Genomic DNA, 23,028 nt, shown 5'->3' with positions numbered 1-23,028 from the left:
ACGGCAGTCCGGCAGTCCGGCAGTCCGGCAGTCCGGCAGCATGATTATTACCAGCTGGTACGCCACATTGCTAGACAGCGCGTCAGCAGCAGCCCACCGCCCTGAGCTCCGCGAGGAACTCCTCGGGCGCGTTCTCATGGATCAGGTGACCCGCGTCCACGGTCACCAGGCGGCAGCCGGGGATCAGTTCCGCCATCCGCGCGAGCCGGTCCTGCGGCAGATGACTGGAGGGGCCGCCCGCCACCACGAGCGTCGGCGCGGTGACGCCCGGCAGTCCGTCCGCCCACGCCGGGTCGGGCTCGTTGTACTGCGCGTCCGTCGCCGGCACGACGTCCCAGTCGAAGTCGAGTTCCCCGTCCGGGCGGGACGGAACCGGACGCCGCGGTTCCGCCGGGAACGGCGTCGGCGGATCCTCCAGCACGAGCCGTCCGATCCGCTCCGGACACGCCTGGGCCACCAGCAGCGCCACCATGCCGCCCATGGAGTGCCCGACGAGGTCCGCCCGGTCCAGTCCCAGCGCGTCGAGGAACCCGCGGACGTCGTCACGCATCCCGGGGTACGTGTAGCCGCCCGGCCAGTCGCTCATTCCGTGCCCGCGCAGATCCGGTGCGTACACCCGGCGGGTGGCGGCCAGCCGCTCCGCGACGTACGTCCAGTCGGCACTGTTCCCGGACCTGCCGTGCAGCAGTACGACCGGTGGCGCGGCGGGGTCGCCCCAGGCGCGGTACGCGATCCTGATGCCGTTCGCCCGTACGCTCCGGAGTCCGGCGTCGAGGAACGCGCCGACCGTGCGGACGAACCAGCCGGGGTCGTCGAGCCACGGGAAGTGGCCGCCGCCGGGCTGCACGGCCGACTCGGCGGCGGGGAAGAGCGCCGCGATCTCGGCGGCGCGCCGCGGGGTGGGCACGCCGTCGCGTTCCCCGGCGAGCACCAGGACGGGCGCCTCGAACGCGGCGAGCGCGGCGCGGGTCGCCGGCGGGTCGAAGTCGCTCTGCGTGGCGAAGACCTGCGCCGCCGCCCGGTTCACCTGCCGCGGGCTCGCCGCGGCGTGCGCCTCGGCGGCCGCGTCCCAGCGCCCGTAGAAGAACGGGTAGGCGGAGCCGTCCGTGTCGACGCCGCGCAGTTGCGCGTCGAGCGCCGCGTACGCCTCCTCGAACCACGGCTCGCCCTTGCGCAGCCGCGCCGCGGAGAGCCGGTCCTCGGCCGTCACCGCCACCCCCGCCGCCCACGCGGTCGGGGTGACGAGGGCCAGGCGGCGGACGCGGTCCGGGTGGGCGGCGGCGTACAGCATGCCGAGACTGCCGGCCGCCGAATGGGCCAGCACGTCCACGCGTTCCAGGCCGAGGTGTTCGCGCAGTGCCTCGACGTCGTCGACGAGACGCTCGCAGCGGTACGTCGCGGGGTCGTCCGGGACCGCGGAGTCGCCCGTGCCGCGCAGGTCGAGCAGGACGAGCTGCCGGTGCGCGGCCAGTCCGCCCAGGTCGCCGAGGTAGGCGGAGGCGCGCATGGCGCCGCCGGGCAGGCAGAGCACCGGCTCCCCCGCGCCCACGAGGTGGTAGGCGAGTGTGGTTCCGTCGTACGCGCTGAACGTCCTCGTGGCCCTCATGTGCAAGATCCTTACAAGTACCGGCCGCACAGGGCAATTCCTTTGCCTTGACGCCCGGCCGGCGCCCTGGGTTACTGACCTCCGGAAGATCAACCGAATGATCGGTTGTCCGGTCGGTACGGGAGAGTCACCTGTGACGGTTCTGCTGGACGCGGCGGAGAAGCTCGGACGCGACGAGCTCGGCGCGCTGCAACTAGAGCGGCTGCGGACGACTCTGCGGCACGCGTACGAGAACGTCCCGTTCTACCGCCGTTCCTTCGACGAGGCCGGCCTGCGTCCTGACGACTGCCGGTCGCTCGCCGACCTCGCGCGTTTCCCCTTCACCGTCAAGAGCGACCTGCGGGACAACTACCCCTTCGGCATGTTCGCCGTCCCGCGGTCCGCCGTCCGCCGCGTCCACGCGTCCAGCGGCACGACGGGACAGCCCACGGTCGTCGGCTACACGCAGCGTGATCTGGACATGTGGGCCGACATGGTCGCCCGCTCGATCCGCGCGGCCGGCGGCAGGCCCGGCCACACCGTGCATGTGGCGTACGGGTACGGCCTGTTCACCGGCGGGCTCGGCGCGCACTACGGGGCCGAGCGCCTCGGGTGCACCGTCGTCCCGGCGTCGGGCGGCATGACCGCGCGCCAGGTGCGGCTCATCCAGGACTTCCGCCCGGAGGTCGTCATGGTGACGCCGTCCTACATGCTGACGCTGCTCGACGAGTTCGAGCGCCAGGGCGTGGATCCCCGTACGACCTCCCTCGAGGTGGGCATCTTCGGCGCCGAACCGTGGACCGAGGAGATGCGGCGCGAGATCGAGGAACGGTGCGCGATCGACGCCGTCGACATATACGGGCTCTCGGAGGTCGTCGGTCCGGGGGTCGCCCAGGAGTGCGTGGAGACGAAGGACGGACTGCACATCTGGGAGGACCACTTCTATCCGGAGGTGGTCGACCCGGTCACGGGTGAGGTGCTGCCGGACGGCGAGCAGGGCGAGCTGGTGTTCACCTCGCTCACCAAGGAGGCCATGCCGGTCGTCCGCTACCGCACCCGCGACCTCACCCGGCTGCTCCCGGGAACCGCGCGTCCGGGCTTCCGGCGGATGGAGAAGGTCACCGGCCGCAGCGACGACATGGTCGTCGTGCGCGGCGTGAACCTCTTCCCCACCCAGATCGAGGAGATCGTGCTCCGGACGCCCGGGGTCGCCCCGCACTTCCAGCTGCGGCTGACGCGCGAGGGCCGTATGGACGCGCTGACCGTACGGGCGGAGGCGCGGCCCGGTGCCACCGGGGACCAGCGGGCCGCCGCCGCGGCGTCGATCGCGACCGCCGTCAAGGAGGGCGTGGGGGTCTCGGCCGGAGTCGAGATCGTCGACCCCGGGACGCTGGAACGGTCGGTGGGCAAGCTCAGGCGGATCGAGGATCTCCGGGAGAGGTGAGCGCGCCGAAGCGCTCCCGCAGTTCGCGCTTGAGGACCTTGCCGCTGGCGTTGCGCGGCAGTTCGTCGACGAGGACCACCCGCTTCGGCGCCTTGAAGCGGGCCAGCTTCTCCCGGGCGTGCGCGAGGAGCACGGCCTCCGTCACGTCGCCGCGCGGCACGACGAAGGCGGTGACGGCCTCGATCCACCGCGCGTCGGGGAGGCCGACGACCGCGGCCTCCGCGACGCCGGGGTGGGTGTGGAGGGCGTCCTCGACCTGACGCGAGGCGATCAGCACACCGCCCGAGTTGATGACGTCCTTCACGCGGTCGACGATCGTGAAGTACCCCTCGCCGTCGCGCGTCGCGAGATCCCCGGAGCGGAACCAGCCGTCGCGGAACGCCTCCCGGGTCTCGGCCGGCTTGTTCCAGTACCCCTCGCACAACTGCGGTGACCGGTAGACGATCTCGCCGGCCGTGCCGTCCGGGACCTCGGCGCCGCTCTCGTCGACGACCTTCGCCTCGACGAAGAGCACGGGCCTGCCGCACGAGTCCATCCGCCCCTCGTGCTCGTCGGGCCCCAGCACCGTCGCGAGCGGGCCGATCTCGCTCTGCCCGAAGCAGTTGTAGAACGCGAGAGCGGGCAGCCGCTCGCGCAGCCGCTCCAGTACGGGCACGGGCATGATGGACGCGCCGTAGTACGCCTTGCGCAGGCCGCTCAGATCGCGGGTGGCGAAGCCGGGGTGCCGGGAGAGGCCGATCCACACCGTGGGCGGGGCGAAGAGGCTGTCGGCCCGCCCCGCCTCCACCAGGTCGAAGATCTGCTCCGGGTCCGGACCGTCGATCACGGTGTTCTCGGCCCCGACAGCGAGATACGGCAGCAGGAACACGTGCATCTGCGCCGAGTAGTACAGCGGCAGCGAGTGGACCGGCCGGTCGCTCTCCCTCAGGTCCAGCGCGGTGACGGCGCTGACGTACGCGTGGACGAGCGCCCGGTGGGTCATCATCGCCCCCTTGGGGAGCGCGGTGGTCCCGGAGGTGTAGAGGAGCTGCACGACGTCCCGCGCGTCCCGGTCCGGGTCGAACTCCCGTGGCGCGGCGAGCGCTTCGAGCAGCGATCCCCCGGCGTCCCGCAGCGGCCGCACCGCGACGCCGCCGGGCAGCCGGCCGGCCAGGTCGGGGTCGGCGAGGACCAGGGCGCTGCCGGAGTCGTCGAGGATGTACGCCAGGTCGTCACCGGTGAGGTGCTGGTTGACCGGCACGTGGACGAGCCCGGCCCGCGCGCAGGCCAGGAAGGCGATCAGGTACGCGTCCGAGTTGTGGCCGTAAGCCGCCACCCGGTCGCCGTCTCCGAGGCCGTGGGCGACGAGTTCGGCGGCGGCGGTGGACACGGCGGCGTCCAGCTCGGCGTACGTCCAGGAGCGGTCCGCGTACCGCAGGGCGGTGCGGTCCGGGGTCCGGCGGGCGCTGCGGCGCACGATCCCGTCGACTGTGCTGCTGCGTGCGTCTGTCGTCATGGCGTGATCCTGGGTCGCGGCGGCGACAGGGGTCAAGGGGCCGAACGGGCCGGGCGGCGGGGTGGAACGGCGCGGACCCGACGGGATACCGAACGGGATGTTGACATGTGCGCGCCCGGCTGCGTGCATGGACCAATCACTGCGCAACTTCTGTGCACCACAGTCGCTCTGGGAGGCACGTTGCACTTCCGCACCCGCCTGAGACAGCTCGCGCTCACCTCCATAGCCCTGGCGACGGCCGTGGCCGCGCTGCCGCCGGCCACGGCCGCGGCCGGCGACGCCGGTTCCCGCGACCGGCACCCGTCGTCCGGCGGACTGTCGGCCCTGATCCGCTACACGGAGTACGGCGTCCCGCACATCGTGGCCAAGGACTACGCGAACCTGGGCTTCGGCACCGGCTGGGCCCAGGCGGCCGACCAGGTGTGCACGCTGGCCGACGGCTTCGTGACCGTGCGCGGCGAGCGCTCGCGCCACTTCGGCCCGGACGCGGCGCCCGACGGCTCGTTGTCGTCCGCCACCAGGAACCTCTCCAGCGACCTGTACTTCACCGGTGTACGGGAGGCGCGCACGGTCGAGAAGCTGCTGGCCACGCCCGCCCCCGCCGGCCCCAGCCGGCGGATCATGGAGTCGATGCGCGGCTGGGCCGCCGGGTACAACGCCTGGCTCGAACAGAACCGTGTCACCGACCCGGCCTGCGCGGGCGCCGACTGGGTGCGCAAGGTGACCCCGCTGGACGTGGCCAGGCGCGGCTTCGCGATCTCCGTGCTGGGCGGCCAGGGACGCGCCGCGGACGGCATCACCGCCGCGACGCCGCCGGGCTCCGCGCCCGTCGGCCGGGTCGACCCCGGGCGGGCGGCGGTGGCGGCGCGCGAGCTGTTCGCGTCGGACCGCGCCGACATGGGGTCCAACGCGGTGGCGTTCAGCGGGAAGACCACCGCCAACGGGCGCGGACTGCTGCTGGGCAACCCGCACTACCCCTGGCAAGGGGGTCGGCGGTTCTGGCAGTCGCAGCAGACCGTCCCGGGCGAACTCAACGTCTCCGGAGCGTCGTTGCTCGGCACGACCATCGTCAGCATCGGGTTCAACGACAAGGTGGCCTGGAGCCACACGGTGGCGACCGGCGTCACGCTCAACCTCCACCAGCTGACCCTGGCCCCGGCCGACCCGACGACGTACCTCGTGGACGGCAGGCCGGAGCGCATGACGAAGCGGACGGTGTCCGTGCCGGTCAAGGGCGGCGAGCCGGTCACCCGGACCCAGTGGTGGACCCGCTACGGGCCCGTCGTCACGACGCTCGGCCCGTCCCTGCCCCTGCCCTGGTCGGCGACGACGGCGTACGCCCTGAACGATCCGAACGCCGCCAACCTGCGGGGCTCCGACACGGCCCTCGGCTTCGCCAAGGCCCGCTCCACGCGGGACATCCACGCCACGCTGCGCCGGGTCCAGGGCCTGCCGTGGGTCAACACCGTCGCGGCGGACTCCGCGGGACACTCGTTCTTCAGCCAGTCGCAGGTCCTGCCGCGGATCACCGACGAGCTGGCGACGCGCTGCTCGACGCCGCTCGGGAAGGTGACGTACCCGGCGTCCGGGATCGCCGTACTCGACGGGTCGCGCGCCGACTGCGCGCTCGGCGCGGACGAGGACGCGGTGCAGCCGGGCATCTTCGGTCCGTCGAGGATGCCCGTGCTCAAGGACGCGCCGTACGCCGAGAACTCCAACGACAGCGCCTGGCTGACCAACGCCGACCGGCCGCTGACGGGGTACGAGCGGATCTTCGGCACGGTCGGCACGCCCCGCTCCCTGCGCACGCGCGGCGCGGTGGAGGACGTGTCGGCCATGGCGGAGAAGGGCCGGCTGACCGTCGGCGACCTGCAGCGCCAGCAGTTCGCCAACCGGGCACCCGCCGGTGACCTGGCGGCGGCGGACGCGGCGAAGGGGTGCGCGGCGCTGGCGGCCGAGCGTCCCGGCGACGGTCTCGAGGAGGCGTGCCGCGTACTGGGCCGGTGGGACCGGACGGTGAACACCGACAGCGCGGGCGCGCTGCTCTTCGACCGGTTCTGGCGCAGGCTGGTCGGGGCGGTGCCCGCCGCGGAGCTGTGGAAGGTGCCGTTCTCCCCCGCCGATCCGGTGCGTACGCCGAACACCCTGAACACGGCCGCGCCCGGGTTCGCGACCGCCCTCACCGGCGCGGTGGCGGAGCTGAGGGCGGCGGGCATCGCGCTGGACGCGCGGCTGGGAGAGCACCAGTTCGCCGTACGGGGCGGCGAGCGCCTCCCGCTCCACGGCGGCACGGAGTCGCTCGGCATCTGGAACAAGATCGAACCCGTGTGGGACCCGGCGGGCGGCGGCTACCCGCGGGTGACGACCGGTTCCAGTCACATCCAGGCGGTCGGCTGGGACGGCGGCCGCTGCCCGGTGGCGCGCACCCTGCTGACGTACGCCCAGTCGTCGAACCCCGCGTCGCCGCACTACAGCGACCAGACCCGGCTGTACTCGGACGAGCGCTGGGTGCGCTCGCGGTTCTGCGAGAAGGACATCCTCGCCTCGCCCGACCTGCGGGTGGAGCGGGTGCGCGAACGCTGACATCTCGGTGTGGCGCGGCGGCAGGGCCCTCACCGGTGCGGTGGGGGCCCTGTCCCGCGTGGGGGGCGGAAGGTGGTCACAGGGCGCGCTCGTGGCCCTCCCAGTACGGCTCGCGCAGGCGGCGCTTGTAGAGCTTGCCGTTCGGGTCGCGGGGCATCGTCTCGATGAAGTCGACGCTCCTGGGCCGTTTGAAGGCGGCCAGGCGCTGCTCGCAGTGCGCGAGGACGGCGGCGGCGAGCGCGTCACCGGGGGTGTGGCCCTCGGCGGGCTCGACGACGGCCTTGACCTCCTCGCCCCAGTCCGCGTGGGGGATGCCGAAGGCGGCGGCGTCCGCGACGGCCGGGTGGCTGAGGAGGGCCGCCTCGATCTCGGCGGGGTAGATGTTGACGCCGCCCGAGATGATCATGTCGATCTTGCGGTCGCGCAGGAAGAGATAACCGTCCTCGTCGAGCACGCCGAGGTCCCCGACGGTGAAGAAGTCGCCAATGCGGTTCTTCCTCGTCTTGCCCTCGTCCTTGTGGTAGCTGAATCCGCCGGTGCTCATCTTCATGTAGACCGTGCCGAGTTCGCCGGGCGGCAGGCGGTTGCCCTCGTCGTCGAACACGGCGAGTTCGCTGATGGGCCACGCTTTGCCGACGGTGCCGGGCTTCTTCAGCCAGTCCTGTGCGGTGGCGAAGGCGCCGCCGCCCTCGCTGGCGGCGTAGTACTCCTCCACGCAGTGGCCCCACCAGTCGATCATCGCCCGCTTGACGTGGTCCGGGCAGGGCGCGGCGCCGTGGATGGCGTGGCGCATCGAGGACACGTCGTACCGCGTGCGAACGCTCTCGGGAAGGGCGAGCAGCCGGTGGAACTGGGTGGGCACCATGTGGGTGTGCGTGCACGCGTACCGGTCGATCAGGCGCAGCATCTCCTCCGGCGCCCACTTGTCCATGAGAACGAGCGGATGACCGATGTGCAGGGCCGCGCCGGCGAACTGCAGCACGGCGGTGTGGTAGAGCGGTGAGCAGACGAGGTGGACGTTGTCGTCGAAGGGGCGGATGCCGAAGATGCCGAGGAAGCCGCCGAGGTAGGACTCCTCGGGGAGCCTGCCGGAGAGCGGGCGGCGGATGCCGCGCGGGCGTCCGGTCGTTCCCGAGGTGTAGTTCATGACCCAGCCGAGGGTGCGGCCTGCGGGCGCGGAGTCGGGCTGTCCGGCGAGCAGTTCGGCGTACGGACGGAACCCGGGAACGTTCCCGACGGCGTAACGGCTGTTCCCGGGAAGCTTCGCCTCGTCGGCCGCGTGGGTGGCGGCTCCGGCGAAGCGCTCGTGCGCGACCACCACCTTGGCGCCGGAGTCGGCGACGATCCAGGCGATCTCCGGGCCCACGAGATGGTGGTTGACGGGGACGAGGTAGAAGCCGGCCTGGGAGGCGGCCAGGTAGGCGGTGAGGAACTCGACACCGTTGGGGAGGACGACGGCGAACGCGTCGCCCTCGCGCAGGCCGGCCGCGCGCAGGCCGTGGACGAGCTGGTTGACGGCGCCGTGCAGCCGTCCCGCCGTCCACCGCTCGCCGTCCGGGGCGGTGAGCACCGTACGGCCGGGATCCGCCGCCGCCTGGGCCCAGAAGCCGTTGGGCGGCTGAGTCGCGGTCATGACCGGCCGCTCCTTCCCGCGATACGGGCGACGCGCTCCACGGCGCGCTCGAAACCGCGCGTGAGGTCGTCGAAGACGGCCTGCACGCTGCGTTCGGACGTCATACGGCCGACGATCTGGCCGACGGGCGTGCCGAGCAGCGGCCCGACCTCGTACTTCTGGATACGGGAGACGGCTTCGGCCACGAGGAGCCCCTGGAGCGGCATGGGAAGGGGGCCCGGCCCGCTCGGGTCGTCCCAGGCGTCGGTCCATTCGGTGCGCAGCTGGCGGGCGGGCTTGCCGGTCAGGGCGCGGGAGCGGACGGTGTCGCCGGAGCCGGCGGCGAGGAGCTTGGCGGTGAGGGCGCGCGAGTGCAGGTCGGCCTCCTCTGTGGTCAGCCAGATCGAACCGAGCCAGGCGCCCTGGGCTCCGAGGGCGAGACCGGCGGCTATCTGTTCGCCGCTGCCGATGCCTCCGGCGGCGAGCACGGGCAGGGGGTGGACCGCGTCGACCACTTCCGGCACGAGGACCATGGAGGCGATGTCGCCCGTGTGGCCGCCCGCTTCGTAGCCCTGCGCGACGACGACGTCGATGCCCGCGTCGGCGTGGTGCCTGGCGTGCCGGGCGCTGCCGGCGAGGGCGGCCACGAGGACGCCGTGGTCGTGGGCGCGGGCGATCACGTCGGCGGGCGGCGAGCCGAGGGCGTTGGCGAGCAGCTTGACGGGGTAGTCGAACGCGACGTCGAGCTGGTTGCGGGCGACCTCCTCCATCCAGCCGGTGATGCGCCACCCCGACGTCTCGCCCTCGGCGAGTGCGGGCACGCCGTGTTTCGCGAGGGTCTCCTCCACGAATCGGCGGTGCCCGTCGGGGATCATCGCCTCGACGTCGGCCTCGCTCACGCCCTCGACCTTCTTCGCGGGCATGACGACGTCGAGTCCGTACGGCTTGCCGTCAGTGTGTTCCGTCATCCAGTCGAGGTCGCGGGCGAGTTCGCCGGGCGCGGTGTAGCGGACGGCGCCGAGTACGCCGAACCCGCCCGCACGGGTGATGGCGGCGGCCACCGCGGGGAAGGGTGTGAAGCCGAAGATGGCGTGCTCGACACCCAGTTTCTTGCTCAGCTCCGTCTCCATGGGCGGCAGGATGCCGCAGCGGGGCGGACGAGGGAAGAGATTTTCTGATGCCGTGTCAGCTTTCTTGGGTTCCTCGCGGTGGTTGACACCACCCGAGCACTGCAAGAAAGTTTCATCTGTTGAGCGTGTGGCGGAAGTTACTTTCACAAGGGGTGGATCGTGACCGACGGTGCGGCGGACGGGGAAGCGGAGGCGGTCAGTGGCATCAGCCGGCGCAGGCTCGGCGGCATCGTGGCACTGGGCGGCGCCCTCGTGCTCGCGCCGTCGGCGGCCGGACGGGCGGACGCGGCGACCGGGCGGGCGGGAACGGCGGCCGGCGGCCCGGACGCGGCGGCGAGCCGCCCCGGCGGCCGCCCGACACTGCGCCGCGGTTCACCCGAACGCGCCGGGCTCCTCCCCGGCCCCCTGGACCGGCTCGTCACGGACGCCGAGCGCTTCCTCGGCCCCTCCCCCAAGTACCCGTGGTACGCGGGCGCGGTCCTGCTCGCCGGGCGGGGCGGCACGGTGGCGCTGCATCGGGCGATCGGCTCGGCGGTGCGCTACGCGGCGTACGACGAGAAGACCGACACGGCGGTGGAGTTCCCGGCGGACCAGCGGATCGCCATGGCCGAGGACACGGTCTTCGACCTGGCGTCGGTCTCCAAGCTGTTCACCTCCCTGCTCGCCGTGCAGCAGATCGAGCGCGGCACGCTGGAACTGGAGGCGAAGGTCGCCACGTACCTCCCGGAGTTCGGGGGCGCGGGCAAGCAGGACATGACCGTGCGGCAGCTCCTCACGCACACGTCGGGGTTCCGGGCGTGGATCCCGCTCTACAAGGAGCCGACCCGCGAGGGAAAGCTGCGGCTGCTGTGGAACGAGGCGCCGGCCAGTCCCCCGGGCACCACGTACCTCTACTCGGACCTGAATCTGATCACCCTCCAGCTGGTGCTCGAAGAGATCACCGGTCGCACGCTGGACGCACTGCTCCACGACGAGATCACCGCTCCGCTCGGGATGCACCGCACTCGTTTCAACCCGCCGCCCTCCTGGAAGCTGAAGATCGCCGCCACCGAGGACGCCAGACAGCCCTGGTCGGGCCTCGACCGGGGGCTGGTGTGGGGGGAGGTGCACGACGAGAACGCGTACGGCCTCGGCGGGGTCGCCGGCCACGCCGGCGTCTTCTCCACCGCCTGGGACCTCGCGATTCTCGCCCGTACGCTCCTCAACGGCGGCGCGTACGGGCGGGCGCGCGTCCTGCGCCCCGAATCGGTGGAGCTGATGTTCACCGACTTCAACACCGCGTTCCCCGGTGACGAGCACGGCCTCGGCTTCGAGCTCTACCAGCACTGGTACATGGGCGCCATGGCCACGCCGAGGACGGCCGGCCACACCGGTTTCACCGGCACCAGCCTGGTCCTCGACCCGTCCACCGACTCGTTCCTCATCCTGCTGGGCAACTCGGTCCACCCGGTGCGCACCCACCGCTCCGGCAGCGCCCCGCGCGTCGCCGCGGCCAACCACCTGGCCCGCGCCGTCGCCGTACGCCCGGCCCACGGCCGCACCGCGTGGTTCTCCGGCACGGCCTCGGCGACCACGGCCACCCTCACGCTGCCCGCCGTGGGCCTCGCCCCCGCCGCGCGGCGCCCGCGACTGCGCTGCTCGCTGTGGTGGGACACCGAGCCGGGCTCCGACCGCCTCTTCCTCGAAGCGTCTGGGGACGCGGGCGCCACCTGGCAGGCGGTCCCGTTCACGACGGTACGCAAGGGGCGCGAGCCGCAGGCGCACCCGACGGGGGCCGTCAGCGGATGGTCGGGGCGCGTGTGGCACCGGCTGGACGCGGACCTGGCGGCCTGGCGCGGCAGGGAGGTACGGCTGCGCTGGCGCTGCCTGACCGACACGCTGTACGTCGGGCGCGGGGCGTACGTCGACGGACTGCGGGTCGACGACGGCCGTCGCACCCTCTTCGACGAGGCGAGGGCCGCGGACGCCGCCCGTATCGAGGCGAACGGCTGGACGGCGTCCGAGGACTGAACGAGAGGGCCTGGGGGGCGGAGGAGCGCGGAATGCCGCGCGTCCCCATACGTCGGCCCCACTCAGCCCCTCTCAGCCCCTCTCAGCTCCCCTCGAATCCCCTCGGCCCCCTCGAATCCCCTCGGCCCCCTCGAGTCGCCTCGGTCCTCAGCGGCCGAGGACCGCCATCGCCGCGTTGTGGCCCGGGATGCCGCTCACGCCGCCGCCTCTGACGGCGCCCGCCCCGCAGAGCAGGACGTTGGCGTGCGCCGTGCTCACGCCCCACCGGCCGCCCGCTTCCGGCCCGTCGGCGAACGGCCCGTCGGCGAACGGGAAGGCGAGCGGGCGGTGGAAGATGTTGCCGCCCGGCAGTCGCAGCTCCCTTTCGAGGTCGAGCGGGGTCTTCGCCTCGACGCACGGGCGGCCGTTCCCGTCGAGCGCGAGACAGTCGGCGATCGGCTCTTCGAGATACGTGTCGAGCTGCGCGAGGGTGGCCGCCAGGAGTTCGGCGCGGACCGCTTCGTTGTCGTGCGCGAAGAGACGGGCCGGGGTGTGCAGGCCGAACAGCGTGAGGGTCTGGTAGCCCTGTGCGGCGAGGTCCGGGCCGAGGATCGAGGGGTCCGTCAGCGAATGGCAGTAGATCTCGGAGGGCGGCGCGCTCGGCAGCCGTCCCGCCGCGGCCTCTCCGTAGGCGGCCGCCAGCTGGCCGTACCCCTCCGCGACATGGAAGGTTCCCGAGAACGCTTCCTTCGCTTCCACGGAACGGTCGCGCAGACGCGGAAGCCTGCGCAGCAGCATGTTGACTTTGAGCTGCGCCCCTTCGGTCGGCGCGGCGGCGGCTCCGGGGGCGGAAGTCGTGTCTCCCAGGAGCGCCGCGAGCGTGTCCGGGGAAGCGTTCACGAGAACGTGCCGGGCGGCGACGGCGCCCTCTCCCGTGTCGCCGCGGAACGTCACCTCGGCACGGCTCCCGTCGGTGTCGACACGGGTCGCCTCGTGGCCGGTGACGATCTCGGCGCCCGCTGCCCGGGCCGCGTCCGCGAGCGCGTCGGTGAGCGCCCCCATGCCGCCCACGGGAACGTCCCAGTCACCCGTTCCGCCGCCGATCACGTGGTAGAGGAAACAGCGGTTCTGGAGCAGCGTGGGGTCGTGCGCGTCGGCGAACGTGCCGATGAGGGCGTCGGTCAGGACGACGCCCCGTACGAGATCGTGCGCGAAGTGCTCCTCGATCGCGACGCCGATCGGCTCCTCGAAGAGCATCCGCCAGGCCGCGTCGTCACCGATGCGCGCCCGCAGCGCCTCCCGGGTGGGCAGCGGCTCGGTGAGCGTGGGGAAGACACGCTCGGCCACGTGGCGCATGACGCCGTAGAAGGACTGCCAGGACGCGAACTCCCTGTCGCCGCCCGTGAGCCGGGCGAACGACTCGCGGGTACGGTCCGCGCCGCCGCCGACCAGCAGGCCGCCGCGCCCGCTCGGCGTGTACGACGAGACGGTGCGCTTGCGCACGGCGAAGTCGAGCCCCAGGTCGCGGACGATCCGTCGGGGCAGCAGCGACACCAGGTACGAGTAGCGGGAGAGCCGGGCGTCGACGCCGGCGAAGGGCCGGGTGGACACCGCCGCGCCGCCCGTGCGGCCGAGGCGTTCCAGCACGAGCACGGAGCGTCCCGCGCGGGCCAGATAGGCGGCGGCGACGAGGCCGTTGTGTCCGCCGCCGACGATCACGGCGTCGTAGCTGTCCTGTACGGGCATGGCGTGCGCACTCCTGTCGCTGAGGGCTTCCGGCTTTCGCGTACCCGCGTCGGCCGCTCTCCCGTGCCTGTGTCCCTGTTTCCCTGTGTCCCCGTGTCGCCGTGCCCCTGTTCGCCGCACCTGTAGGTACCCCGGAACGGGTCACAGGCTCTCGGCGCCGCGCCGCTGCCGCAGGGCGGCCACCCGCCGGTACAGCTCGACGGCCTCCGCGCCGCGCCCGAGCTGCTCCAGACAGTGGGCTTCGTCGTTGCGGCTGGCGAGGGCGTCGGGATGGTCGGCTCCCAGGACGCGTTCGCGTGCGTCGGCGACCTGCCGGTAGACGGCGAGCGCGTCGGACCACCGGCCGAGCCAGCCGAGGCCGACGGCGACCTCCCGGCGGCTGACGAGCGTGTCCGGGTGGTCGGCGCCCAGGACGCGTTCGCGGATCGCGCACACGTCGCGGGCCTCCGCCAGCGCCTCCTCCCACCGGGCGAGGCGGCCGAGGTTGACGCCGAGGCCGTGCCGCGCGCGCAGCGTCTCGGGATCGGCCGGCCCGTGCACCCGGGTGCGGTCGTCGACGAGCGCCCGGTAGAGCTCCAGCGCCTCCGCGCTGCGACCGAGCCGCCCCAGGCTGATGCCCACCTCGTAGCGGGCGGCCAGCGTATCCGGGTGATCGGCTCCGAGCGCCTGCGCACGGGCCTGGGCGACCTCGCGGTACGCCTGGAGAGCCTCCGTCCAGCGCCCGAGCTGTCCGAGTGCGTACGCCACCTCGTACCGCGTGACGAGCGTGTCCGGGTGCGTCGCGCCGAGCACCCGGGCGCGGGCCGTCGCCACCTCGTGAGCCATGCGGTACGAGTCCTCCAGGCGGCCGAGCCTGCTCAGATTGAACGCCAGGTTGTGCCGGCACCGCAACGTGTCCGGGTGATCGGCCCCCATGGTGCGTTCCCGGGACGCGAGGACCGCGGCGTACACCTCGTGGGCCTCGAAGTGCCTGCCGAGCTGGCCGAGGACGTACGCCGTCTCCTGACGCGCGGCGAGGGTCTCGGGGTGGTCGGGTCCCATGGTGCGCTCGCGCCCCTGCGCGACGCGGTCGAACTCCCGCAGGGCGTCGGCGGCGCGTCCGGTCCTGCTGAGGGTGAAGCCGACCTCGTAGTGGCTGGCGAGGGTGTCGGGGTGATCGGGGCCCAGGGCGTGTTCGCGCTCGGCGGCGACGGCCCGGTGCACTTCGCCCGCCTCGTCCCAGCGGCCGAGCCGGCCGAGGCTGAGTCCTGCGTTGTGCCTGCTGTTGAGTACGGCCAGCACCTCGGGCGCCGGCGTGGGCCGCTCCGGCCGGCGCGCGGCGGGAACGGCCGCAGGCGCCCGCATGCCGGCCCCGGTGGTCCACTCCCCCGTCAGCCCCGCGGAATGGTCGGGCGGGGGCAGCGGAAGCGGCCGTGTGCCGCTCGCCTTGTGGCCGGTGGTCATGCCGCGTGTCCAGGAGGGCAGCCGGGGCGCGCGGGACGGCGGCTGCTCGGGGCGCGCGGTCTGCGGCAGCGGGCCGAGAAGGGCGACGGGGCCGGACGTGCGGCCGGCGGTCAGCCGGTGCGCCAGTTCCCTGGCGTCGGCCGGCCGCTCATCGGGGGTTTTCGCGAGCAGGTCGAGCACGGCCCGGTCGAAGAACGCGGGAAGCTCCGGCCGGTGGGTGCGCGGCGGCTCGGGCCGGGTGTCCCGGTGGCCGACGAGCACCGCCCAGGCGTCGTCGAGGTCGAACGGCGGCACGCCGGTGGCGATCTCGTACAGCACACAGCCCAGCGAGTAGAGGTCGCTGCGGTGGTCGACCTCCACGCCGCTGATCTGCTCGGGCGACATGTAGTGCGGGGTGCCCATGGCGATCCCGGTGCCGGTGAGCCGGGAGGTGAACCCGATGTCGTGCCCCAGGCGGGCGATGCCGAAGTCGCAGATCTTCACCGTGCCGTCGGCGAGCCGCATGATGTTGGCGGGCTTGAGGTCCCGGTGGACGATGCCCTGCTCGTGGGTGTAGGCGAGGGCCCAGGCGACCTGCTCGGCGATGTCGACGACATCGGCCACGTCCAGCGGGTGCGCCTTGTTGTCCTCAAGGAGCTGGCTGAGGTTGCGCCCGTCGAGCAGTTCCATGACGAGGTAGAGGACGCCGTCGTGCTCGCCGAAGTCGTGGACGACGGTGACGCCGCGGTGCTGGAGGGCGGCCGCGACGCGGGCCTCCCTGCGGAAGCGTTCGCGCAGCACTCCGGTGAACGACGGATCATGCTGGGGGCCCACCGGCTTGAGGCACTTGACGGCGACCTTCCGCCCCAGTGACTCATCATGGGCACGCCACACCTCTCCCATGCCCCCGCGCCCGATCTGGTCGAGCAGCCGGTACCGGCCCTGGATCAGCCTGGTGTCCGCCATCTCCCGCTGTCGCCCCCGTCACTCCGCTGCGCCCTCCCCGGCCCGTCCAGTATGGACGCCTGTCTGCGGACTTTGTACGGTGCGGGGCGCGCGTCGGGGCCGAGGCGGGCCGTCGCCCCTGACGGCGGCGGGGCCGGCGGTCGCCGTCGCACAGGCGGCGAGATCAAGTGCGGGGCCGTTCCGGGTCGCGGCACGCGGGCGGGCGGCGGTCTCCGGGCCGGGTGCGGGGTGTTCGAACAGCTCACGGGCGCAGGGAGGCAGCCAGGCGTACGCGAGGCCGGCCACGCGCCGTCGCCGGGCCGTGCGCGCCGCTAGCGGCCGAGCCAGAAGCCCTGCCGCGCACCGTCCGGGGGCGAGCTGCCGGTCCGGCGGACCGCGGGCGCCCAGCAGGACGGGACAGTGGGCGCCAGCTGGGTACTGGAGGCGTGGAGGCGGTCTCCGTAGCACCGAACCGGCCGGAGACCCCCGTGGCCGGTGCGTCGATCGGGAAGGAGCCGCAGTCGTGTTCTTCGTCGACACCCTGGAGACCAAGGGGCTGGGCAACCGCAGCTACCTGACCGGCGGGGCGGACACCGCCGTCGCGATCGATCCGCCGCGGGACGTGGACCGGGTGATCACCGCCGCGGCCCGGCGGGGGGTGCGGATCGCGTACGTGCTGGAGACGCACCTGCACAACGACTACGTCACGGGCGGGCTGGAACTGGCCCGTGTCAGCGGGGCCCGGTACCTGGTCCCGGCCGGCGCCTCGGTGTCGTTCGACCGCACGCCGGTCGCCGACGGGGACAGCGTCGAGGTCGACGAGGGGCTGACCGTTCGGGCGCTGGCCACGCCCGGCCACACCCCGCACCACACCTCGTACGTCCTGCGCGAGGACGGCCGCGAGGTGGCGGCCTTCACCGGTGGTTCCCTGCTGATCGGCACGGTCGGGAGGCCCGATCTGGTGGAGCCGCGACTCACCGGGCGACTGGCCCGCGCCCAGTACGCCTCGGCCCACCGTCTGGCCGACGAGCTCGACGACGACGTGCCGGTCCTGCCCACGCACGGCTTCGGCAGCTTCTGCTCCTCGTCCCAGGCCGGCGGTGACGCCACCACCATCGGCGCCGAACGGAAGCACAACGCGGCGCTCACCCACGACGCGGACACGTTCGTCGCGCGGATGCTCGCCGGACTCGACGACGTACCGGCCTACTACGCGCACATGGGCCCGCTCAACGCGGCCGGCCCCGCGCCGGTCGACCTCACCCCGCCGCGTGAGGCCGACGCCGGGCAGATCGCGGAGCGGCTGTCGGCGGGCGAATGGGTGGTGGACCTGCGCAGCCGCGTGGCCTTCGCCGAGGGGCACGTCGCGGGATCCTTCAACTTCGAGGCGGAAGGGAAGCCGGCCACCTACCTGGCGTGGCTCGTCCCGTGGGGCAAACCCGTCACCCTCCTGGCCGAGACGCCCGAGCAGCTCGCTGACGCCCAGCGGGAACTGGCCAGGGTGGGAATCGACCGCCCGGCGGCCGCCGCCACCGGAGACCCGCGGCGTTGGGTGGTCGAGGGGGAGGAACTGCGGTCCTTCCCGCGTGCCACGTTCGCCGCTCTGGGCGCCCGCCGCGCCCGCGGACAGGACGTCGTGGTGCTCGACGTACGCCGTGACGCGGAACGTGCGGGCGGGTACCTCGACGGATCGGTGCACATCCCCGTCCACCAGGTGCACGGCCGGATCGGCGAGGTACCGGCCGGAGAGGTGTGGGTGCACTGCGCGGCCGGCATGCGCGCGGCGATCGCCGCCTCGCTCCTGGACGCGGCCGGCCGCACCGTGGTGGCCGTCGACGACGCCTTCGACGCCGCGGCGGAAGCCGGGCTGCGCGTCACCCGGCCGGGCACGGACTGACTCACGGGCCGCCTCCCCCGGGCGCCACCGCGACGGCGCGCCCACGACCTGTCGCGCCGCCCCGCGGGAGCGAAACCGCCCCGCCGCGCGGGCACGTGCAAAGACGGCCAGCAGGCCGGCCGATCAGCATGGGTCGGCGACCTCCACCTCGAGCATGGGCGACCGTGCTGGACACCGGTCGCTCCTATGCCGCCCCACTGCCGCACTGGCGCCCCCTCGTACCGCTCGTAAAGCCCGAAGCGGCAGGACGAGGGCATCTTCAAGAGTTCGGATCGGACCTAGCTCTCGCGGCGTACAGATGTCGCCGTGGCCACGAAAGCAGACGCCGCCGCGAGACTGGCAAGCACCCCGAACAACTCCGGGTAGCCTCCCAGAGCCGCGGCAAGGGTGGCTGCCGCGAAGGGTGCGAGAGCTGAGGCTGTCATGGCCGGGGCACTGAGGATCGCGGAAAGCCGACCGTAGTGCTGTGTGCCCCAACGGTCGGTGATCGCCGTGGCCTGGAGGAGGGTGAGGTTGCCCCGGACCATGCCTGACGCGATCGACACCGCGATCACCAGGCCGTACGGGCCCGGCGTGACGGCGAGAGCCGCCGCGGTCAGGGCGCCGAGTGCGGTGAGGGCTGTGGTGCGGACTGCCGTACCGGTATGGCGGGCCAGCGGCGCGTAGAGGGTGCGGCCGAGAGTCTGGCCTGCGCCGCCGAGGCCAAGAGCCCAGGCCGCTTGGGCTGTGGTGTATCCGCGTTCGAGCAGGAGCGGGACGAGAGTGACGACGACGGCGGACATCGCGAAGGCCGAGAGCGTGAACGCGACAGCGAGCAGGAGGAACGGTCGGCTTCGGGCTACGGCGCCGGGGTTCGCGTCCGTACCGGCCGGGGAGGGTACCGCCGGGGGCCAGGGGGCTCTGAGCGCGATCGCGTGGGCCGGGAGCGTGACGGCGGCGAGGATCGCCGCCAGCACGAGATAGGTCTCGCGCCACGACAGCAGGTCAGCCAGGGCGGCGGTGAGCGGGGCGAAGACGGTGGAGGCAAGGCCGCCGGCGAGGGTGACGATCGTGAGGGCGCGGACGTGATCAGGGGCCCACCAGCGGGTGACTGCGGCGAACGCGGGCTGGTAGAAAGTGGCCGCCATGGCGCACCCGCTCAACAGCCACCCGGCGAAGAACACCGGCAGGTTCGGCGCCAGGGCCACGATCACCAGACCCAGGACCCCGGCCACGGAGCCTGCCGTCATGACCGTGCGCGGGCCGCGATGGTCGATCATGCGCCCCACACGGATTCCGGCGATCCCGGAGACGACCAGGGCAAGTGAGAACGCGGCCATCGTGTCGCCGGTGGACCAGCCGCTGTCGGCGGTGATCTGCGGGTTCAGGACCGGGAAGGCGTAGTAGACGATGCCCCAACTGGTGATCTGGGTGGCGCAGAGAGCGGGCAGGACGGCGCGAGGCCGCGACCGGTTCCCTGCTCCGGTCGCGGCTCCGCGGGTCTGAAGGCCGGTCATCGAGAGATCAGCAGCATCCGCCGGCAGCAACCGGTTCTGTCGCATCGCTGCCGGTGGTGGCGGCCGTGCCGGCGCAGCAGGTGCTGCCCTGTTGCTTGGTCAGAGTGTCGGCGTCGGCCTTGACGACGTACACCTCCCACGGTTCGCGGCCGGGGCCGTGGACCCACACCTTGTCCTGGAGGGCGTAACAACAGGTGGTGTCTTTCTCCTCCGCCGTCGGCAGACCGGCCTCGCCCAGGCGGGCGGTGGCGGCGTGGACCGCCTCGGTGGTGCCGACCTCCACGCCCAGGTGGTCCAGACGAGTGTCCTCGTTCTCGGCGCCTTCGATGAGGACGAGCTTGAGCGGCGGTTCCACGATGGCGAAGTTGGCGTAGCCCTCACGGAGCTTGGCCGGTTCGGTGCCGAAGAGTTTCGTGTAGAAGGCGACGGATGCCGCCAGATCGGGAACGCGCAGGGCGAGCTGTACACGGGACATCGTGTTCCTCCAGCAGTGGGTGGGTGGATGGGGACAGGGTCAGCAGCCGCCGGAGGCGGCCGAGGGCTCCGACGCCGATCCGGAGCGCCGTCGGCGTCGCGCAGCAGCCGCCGCCGGTCGTAGTGTCGGCGGGCTGCTTTGATTCGACGTTCGTCGATCCGCGGCTTCAGCATGGCACTTGATTCGACATCCGTCAACATAGACATTCATCGAATCCACGGCCCGAGCGCTCGCCGATGGAACGAGGCGGCCCGACCGCATGGGGCGCGCGGCCAGGCGGCACAGCGGCGAGCAGTTTCGGCCGAAAGCCGGTGGCGACCGTGATGGCGCTGCCGGCAAGCCCCGCCACTGCGGATGGCTGTAGCGGGTGGCGGTGCGAGTGGACCTTCCACAACAACCAGATCGAAGTCGACAACGGCCCCAACCGAGCCGGCAGCCAATCGCGGGTATGGATGCACGACGGAAACGCCGACGGCTCCGCCATCGCGGCGTACATCCAGTGGCAGAACACCCTGGCCTACTCCGACCAGATCGACGACAACGGCTCGGGCAACCCCGGCAAGGCCGTGACGCGCACCGAGGACGTACTGCGGGTCAAGTTCTGCTTCTGCAAGAACGGGGTGCGCGTCGACTGCGAAGACGCGCCATAGCGATCCCGGCCGTCGTCCGGCCGACCCTTGGGCGCCGGTTCGACGCGTGTCAGAAGCTGAAGGAAGCCGGGCTGCTCTCCTCGGAACGGCGTGGCACCTGGGTCTACTACCGCGTCGAGCCCGCCGTCCTCGCGGCCATGGGAGCCCTCCTCACCAAGGCCGCCTCGGCCTGACCCGGCGTCACGGTCGCCAGGGCGTCTCGGGCACAGTCGCACGGCGCCGCTCACAGGTGAACCACGCACCGCGCGGCCGAGCGGCCATGACCGCACTGAAGCGCAGGTTCGCGCCGAGGGCGGCGGCGCCGAACGTCAGGAGACCTGGGCCGCCAGAGAGACCTCTTCCTTGCCGGCCTTCTCGGTGTCGGCGAGAAACGCGCCCAGCGAGGCAAGGACGCCGGGCGCCGGGCGGTAGTAGACCCAGGTGCCGCGCCGCTCGGAGGTGAGCAGGCCCGCTTCCCGGAGCTTCTTCAGGTGATGGCTGACCGTGGGTTGAGATACGCCCACGTCGGCTATGTCGCAGACGCATGCCTCGCCACTGGGGTGTGAGGCCACTCGGGACAGGAGGCGGAGCCGGACGGGGTCGGCCAGCGCCTTGAACATCGCCGCCATGATCTCGGCGTCCCCTTCGGACAGCGCGGCGGTCACGATGGGTGGGCAGCAGGCAGCAGCGGTCGCACCGGATATGTGCGGGGTCGACTTGGTCAAGGGGCCGGTCCTCACGCCGAGGCCGCGGGGCGGCCCATGACTGCGTCGGCAGCACTGGGGAAGCAGGCTACGCAGGCGACATTGATGGAGTAGAGCATCGAGGTCCCCTGGCGCTCGCGCAGGACGAACCGCACGTCGGCGAGCAGCTTCAGGTGGTGGGACACCGTCGACTGCCCGACGCCCATCCGGTCCACGATCTCACCGACACTCATCGGCCCGGCCGCCAGCGCGAGGAGATTGAGGATCTGCACGCGGGTGGGATCGGAGAGGGCCTTGAACCAGGTTGCGTAGGACTCGGCCGTGCTTCGGTCGATCAGCTGGGCATTCATCGTACCGCTCATGATCCATCGATGTTATTCGATGACCACCCGCGACGGCAAGGTTCGTTCCGCGTAGAGCGGGCCCGCAGAGGCCCGTCGGTGCCTCATGTACGCCCGGAACACCTGACACGAGCGACTGCATGTAGGCACCACATGGAAGGCGGTCACGTCGATGCGACCTGGCAACAATCCCCACTTCCTGGCAGCCGCCACCGAAAGTGCGGGACGGGCCCCTTCGGCGCGACGAGGGACATCGGATCCCCATTGCCGGTCATCTCTTTAATCGTCTATCATCGATATTCGATAAAGGGGAGGTCGATCGAGCCTCCCCACGCGGCTCGCCACGTCCCCCGTACGTACCTTCACGGCGCCGCTCCCCTCATGTGTCACCGTCTCAGAGAGGTTCGCCTGTGGACGAATTGCGGGCCCTTGGCCTGTTCATCCTGTTCGAGGTGCTGCACTATCTCCCGTGGTTCCTGGTCGCCATCGTCCTGGGGATCGCCGTACAGCGTCTGTCGATCGACGTGGTCGCGCGCCGCAGCTTCGCCCACGGGCGCAGGGGCATTCTCGGCATCGCCATCGTCACGGCCATCGGAGCGTTCAGTCCTTTCTGCTCCTTCACCGTGATCCCGCTGATCCGCCGCTTCCTGATAGCCGGGGTCCCGCTCTCGGCGGTCATGGCGTTCTGGATCGCCTCCCCTTCCATGGACCCGGAGATCTACGCGCTCTCCGCCGCCCAGCTCGGCTTCCCCGTCGCCACCACCCGCCTGATCGGTGCTCTGGTACTGAGCTTCGGCGCGGGTCTCATCGTGCTCGCCCTGGAACGGCGCGGCCGGTTCGCGGACCCGTTGATCGCCTCCACCGAGGAGAAGGCGTCTGCGAAGAGTTGCTCACAGGCGGCAGTGCCCGAGCCTGAGACCGCGTGCTCGGCGGCGAAGGCGACCGTGCCCGAGACCGTGTCCGTCGGAGGCGGCAGCGGCGGTGGCGCTGCGGGCGGGTGCGGCGGCGCCGCCCAGGAGCCCGAGCCCGCGTCCGAAGCCGGTGGCTGCTCCACGGCCGCACGGAACGACGCGGACGACGACGGCACCCCGTGGCGCGTGCTCGTCCGGCGCGACATCAAGAACCTCCGTGCCGGCGAGATCCTCAAGGAGATCGTCAGCGACTCGCTGATCCTGGGCAAGTGGCTGCTCCTGGCCATCGTCCTCGAAGCCCTGATCGTCCGCTACGTGCCCACCGACGTCGTCTCGAGCATCCTGGGCACGGACGGCGTCCTCTCCGTACTGATCGCCGGGCTCATCAGCGTTCCGCTGTATCTCAACGGCGTCGGAGCGATCCCGGTCGTCGAGGGCCTTCTGGACCAGGGCATGGTCGCTGCCGCGGGTGTCACCTTCCTCCTGGGCGGTGCCATCACGACGATCCCGGCGATGGTGGCCGTCAAGAGCGTCGTCAAGACGAAGGTCTTCGCCTTCTACCTCGGCGTCGGCCTCCTCGGCAGCATGGGCATCGGTCTCGTCGCGCTGCCCCTGCTCTGACCC

At 72.3% G+C, this 23,028-nt stretch carries 16 protein-coding genes and 1 pseudogene; 7 read left to right on the top strand and 10 right to left on the bottom strand.

Features of this window, described 5'->3' with window-relative positions:
* Positions 1–82: 82 nt before the first annotated feature.
* Positions 83–1,606: an alpha/beta fold hydrolase gene (locus tag AC07FK_RS11500; RefSeq protein ID WP_479104654.1), complete on the bottom strand. Its 1,524-nt coding sequence runs from the start codon at positions 1,604–1,606 to the stop codon at positions 83–85.
* A gap of 133 nt (positions 1,607–1,739) precedes the next feature.
* Between AC07FK_RS11500 and paaK the strand changes: the two genes are divergently transcribed.
* On the top strand, positions 1,740–3,029 hold the full coding sequence (gene paaK / locus AC07FK_RS11495) for a phenylacetate--CoA ligase PaaK (RefSeq protein ID WP_479104653.1): 1,290 nt from the start codon (positions 1,740–1,742) through the stop codon (positions 3,027–3,029).
* On the opposite strand, the gene AC07FK_RS11490 is transcribed toward paaK, so the two are convergent.
* The gene (locus tag AC07FK_RS11490) at positions 2,998–4,524 is read right to left on the bottom strand and encodes an acyl-CoA synthetase (protein ID WP_479104652.1); all 1,527 of its coding nucleotides are present in this window, start codon (positions 4,522–4,524) and stop codon (positions 2,998–3,000) included. The two genes, paaK and AC07FK_RS11490, sit on opposite strands and share 32 nt — an antisense overlap.
* Before the next feature lie 180 nt (positions 4,525–4,704).
* Here AC07FK_RS11490 and AC07FK_RS11485 point away from each other — a divergent pair, with 180 nt between their 5' ends.
* The gene (locus AC07FK_RS11485) at positions 4,705–7,107 is read left to right on the top strand and encodes a penicillin acylase family protein (RefSeq protein WP_479104651.1); all 2,403 of its coding nucleotides are present in this window, start codon (positions 4,705–4,707) and stop codon (positions 7,105–7,107) included.
* Positions 7,108–7,183: 76 nt separating this feature from the next.
* On the opposite strand, the gene AC07FK_RS11480 is transcribed toward AC07FK_RS11485, so the two are convergent.
* Both AC07FK_RS11480 and AC07FK_RS11475 read right to left on the bottom strand, forming a co-directional pair.
* The gene (locus AC07FK_RS11480; RefSeq protein WP_479104650.1) at positions 7,184–8,740 is read right to left on the bottom strand and encodes an acyl-CoA synthetase; all 1,557 of its coding nucleotides are present in this window, start codon (positions 8,738–8,740) and stop codon (positions 7,184–7,186) included.
* Positions 8,737–9,849, bottom strand: coding sequence for an NAD(P)H-dependent flavin oxidoreductase (locus AC07FK_RS11475; protein ID WP_479104649.1), 1,113 nt, complete (start codon positions 9,847–9,849; stop codon positions 8,737–8,739). Before AC07FK_RS11475 ends, AC07FK_RS11480 begins: the two co-directional genes overlap by 4 nt.
* Before the next feature lie 159 nt (positions 9,850–10,008).
* Here AC07FK_RS11475 and AC07FK_RS11470 point away from each other — a divergent pair, with 159 nt between their 5' ends.
* Positions 10,009–11,859 carry a serine hydrolase domain-containing protein gene (locus AC07FK_RS11470; RefSeq protein ID WP_479104648.1) on the top strand — a complete coding sequence of 617 codons (1,851 nt, stop codon included), beginning with the start codon at positions 10,009–10,011 and terminating at the stop codon, positions 11,857–11,859.
* Positions 11,860–12,006: 147 nt separating this feature from the next.
* Here the strand turns inward: AC07FK_RS11470 and AC07FK_RS11465 are convergent, their stop codons facing one another.
* Together AC07FK_RS11465 and AC07FK_RS11460 are read right to left on the bottom strand one after the other, a co-directional pair.
* Positions 12,007–13,584, bottom strand: coding sequence for a phytoene desaturase family protein (locus tag AC07FK_RS11465; protein WP_479104647.1), 1,578 nt, complete (start codon positions 13,582–13,584; stop codon positions 12,007–12,009).
* A 141-nt stretch (positions 13,585–13,725) separates the two neighbouring features.
* Positions 13,726–15,972, bottom strand: coding sequence for a serine/threonine-protein kinase (locus AC07FK_RS11460; RefSeq protein ID WP_479104646.1), 2,247 nt, complete (start codon positions 15,970–15,972; stop codon positions 13,726–13,728).
* 502 nt (positions 15,973–16,474) lie between these two features.
* On the opposite strand from AC07FK_RS11460, the gene AC07FK_RS11455 reads away from it, so the two are divergent.
* The gene (locus AC07FK_RS11455; RefSeq protein WP_479104645.1) at positions 16,475–17,848 is read left to right on the top strand and encodes a rhodanese-like domain-containing protein; all 1,374 of its coding nucleotides are present in this window, start codon (positions 16,475–16,477) and stop codon (positions 17,846–17,848) included.
* 278 nt (positions 17,849–18,126) lie between these two features.
* Here AC07FK_RS11455 and AC07FK_RS11450 read toward each other — a convergent pair whose 3' ends face one another.
* A complete protein-coding gene (locus AC07FK_RS11450; RefSeq protein ID WP_479104644.1) occupies positions 18,127–19,344 on the bottom strand; it encodes an MFS transporter in 1,218 nt (405 codons plus the stop codon).
* A 7-nt stretch (positions 19,345–19,351) separates the two neighbouring features.
* Entirely contained in the window at positions 19,352–19,819 is a 468-nt protein-coding gene (locus AC07FK_RS11445; RefSeq protein WP_479104643.1) for an ArsI/CadI family heavy metal resistance metalloenzyme, read from the bottom strand.
* A gap of 452 nt (positions 19,820–20,271) precedes the next feature.
* Here AC07FK_RS11445 and AC07FK_RS11440 point away from each other — a divergent pair, with 452 nt between their 5' ends.
* Both AC07FK_RS11440 and AC07FK_RS11435 read left to right on the top strand, forming a co-directional pair.
* Positions 20,272–20,469 (top strand): hypothetical protein, encoded by a 198-nt coding sequence (locus AC07FK_RS11440; RefSeq protein WP_479104976.1) that lies wholly within the window; start codon positions 20,272–20,274, stop codon positions 20,467–20,469.
* Between the two features lie 50 nt (positions 20,470–20,519).
* A pseudogene (locus tag AC07FK_RS11435) lies at positions 20,520–20,642 on the top strand (transcriptional regulator); the annotation flags it as partial.
* Between the two features lie 135 nt (positions 20,643–20,777).
* On the opposite strand, the gene AC07FK_RS11430 reads toward AC07FK_RS11435, so the two are convergent.
* Positions 20,778–21,173 (bottom strand): ArsR/SmtB family transcription factor, encoded by a 396-nt coding sequence (locus AC07FK_RS11430; RefSeq protein WP_479104642.1) that lies wholly within the window; start codon positions 21,171–21,173, stop codon positions 20,778–20,780.
* 11 nt (positions 21,174–21,184) lie between these two features.
* Positions 21,185–21,514: an ArsR/SmtB family transcription factor gene (locus AC07FK_RS11425; RefSeq protein WP_479104641.1), complete on the bottom strand. Its 330-nt coding sequence runs from the start codon at positions 21,512–21,514 to the stop codon at positions 21,185–21,187.
* A 389-nt stretch (positions 21,515–21,903) separates the two neighbouring features.
* Here AC07FK_RS11425 and AC07FK_RS11420 point away from each other — a divergent pair, with 389 nt between their 5' ends.
* Positions 21,904–23,025: a permease gene (locus AC07FK_RS11420; RefSeq protein WP_479104640.1), complete on the top strand. Its 1,122-nt coding sequence runs from the start codon at positions 21,904–21,906 to the stop codon at positions 23,023–23,025.
* Positions 23,026–23,028: the final 3 nt, after the last annotated feature.

The organism is Streptomyces sp. NPDC046122 (assembly GCF_056429965.1).
The sequence above is the reverse complement of the archived record's forward strand: the minus strand, read 5'-3'. Positions and strand labels throughout refer to the sequence as shown.

Coding starts and splice junctions, on each gene's coding strand:
- AC07FK_RS11500 (WP_479104654.1), bottom strand. CDS start 1,606: ATGAGGGCCACGAGGACGTTCAGCGCGTACGACGGAACCACACTCGCC.
- AC07FK_RS11450 (WP_479104644.1), bottom strand. CDS start 19,344: ATGACCGGCCTTCAGACCCGCGGAGCCGCGACCGGAGCAGGGAACCGG.
- AC07FK_RS11480 (WP_479104650.1), bottom strand. CDS start 8,740: ATGACCGCGACTCAGCCGCCCAACGGCTTCTGGGCCCAGGCGGCGGCG.
- AC07FK_RS11460 (WP_479104646.1), bottom strand. CDS start 15,972: ATGGCGGACACCAGGCTGATCCAGGGCCGGTACCGGCTGCTCGACCAG.
- AC07FK_RS11490 (WP_479104652.1), bottom strand. CDS start 4,524: ATGACGACAGACGCACGCAGCAGCACAGTCGACGGGATCGTGCGCCGC.
- AC07FK_RS11475 (WP_479104649.1), bottom strand. CDS start 9,849: ATGGAGACGGAGCTGAGCAAGAAACTGGGTGTCGAGCACGCCATCTTC.
- AC07FK_RS11440 (WP_479104976.1), top strand. CDS start 20,272: ATGCACGACGGAAACGCCGACGGCTCCGCCATCGCGGCGTACATCCAG.
- AC07FK_RS11465 (WP_479104647.1), bottom strand. CDS start 13,584: ATGCCCGTACAGGACAGCTACGACGCCGTGATCGTCGGCGGCGGACAC.
- AC07FK_RS11445 (WP_479104643.1), bottom strand. CDS start 19,819: ATGTCCCGTGTACAGCTCGCCCTGCGCGTTCCCGATCTGGCGGCATCC.
- AC07FK_RS11425 (WP_479104641.1), bottom strand. CDS start 21,514: ATGAGCGGTACGATGAATGCCCAGCTGATCGACCGAAGCACGGCCGAG.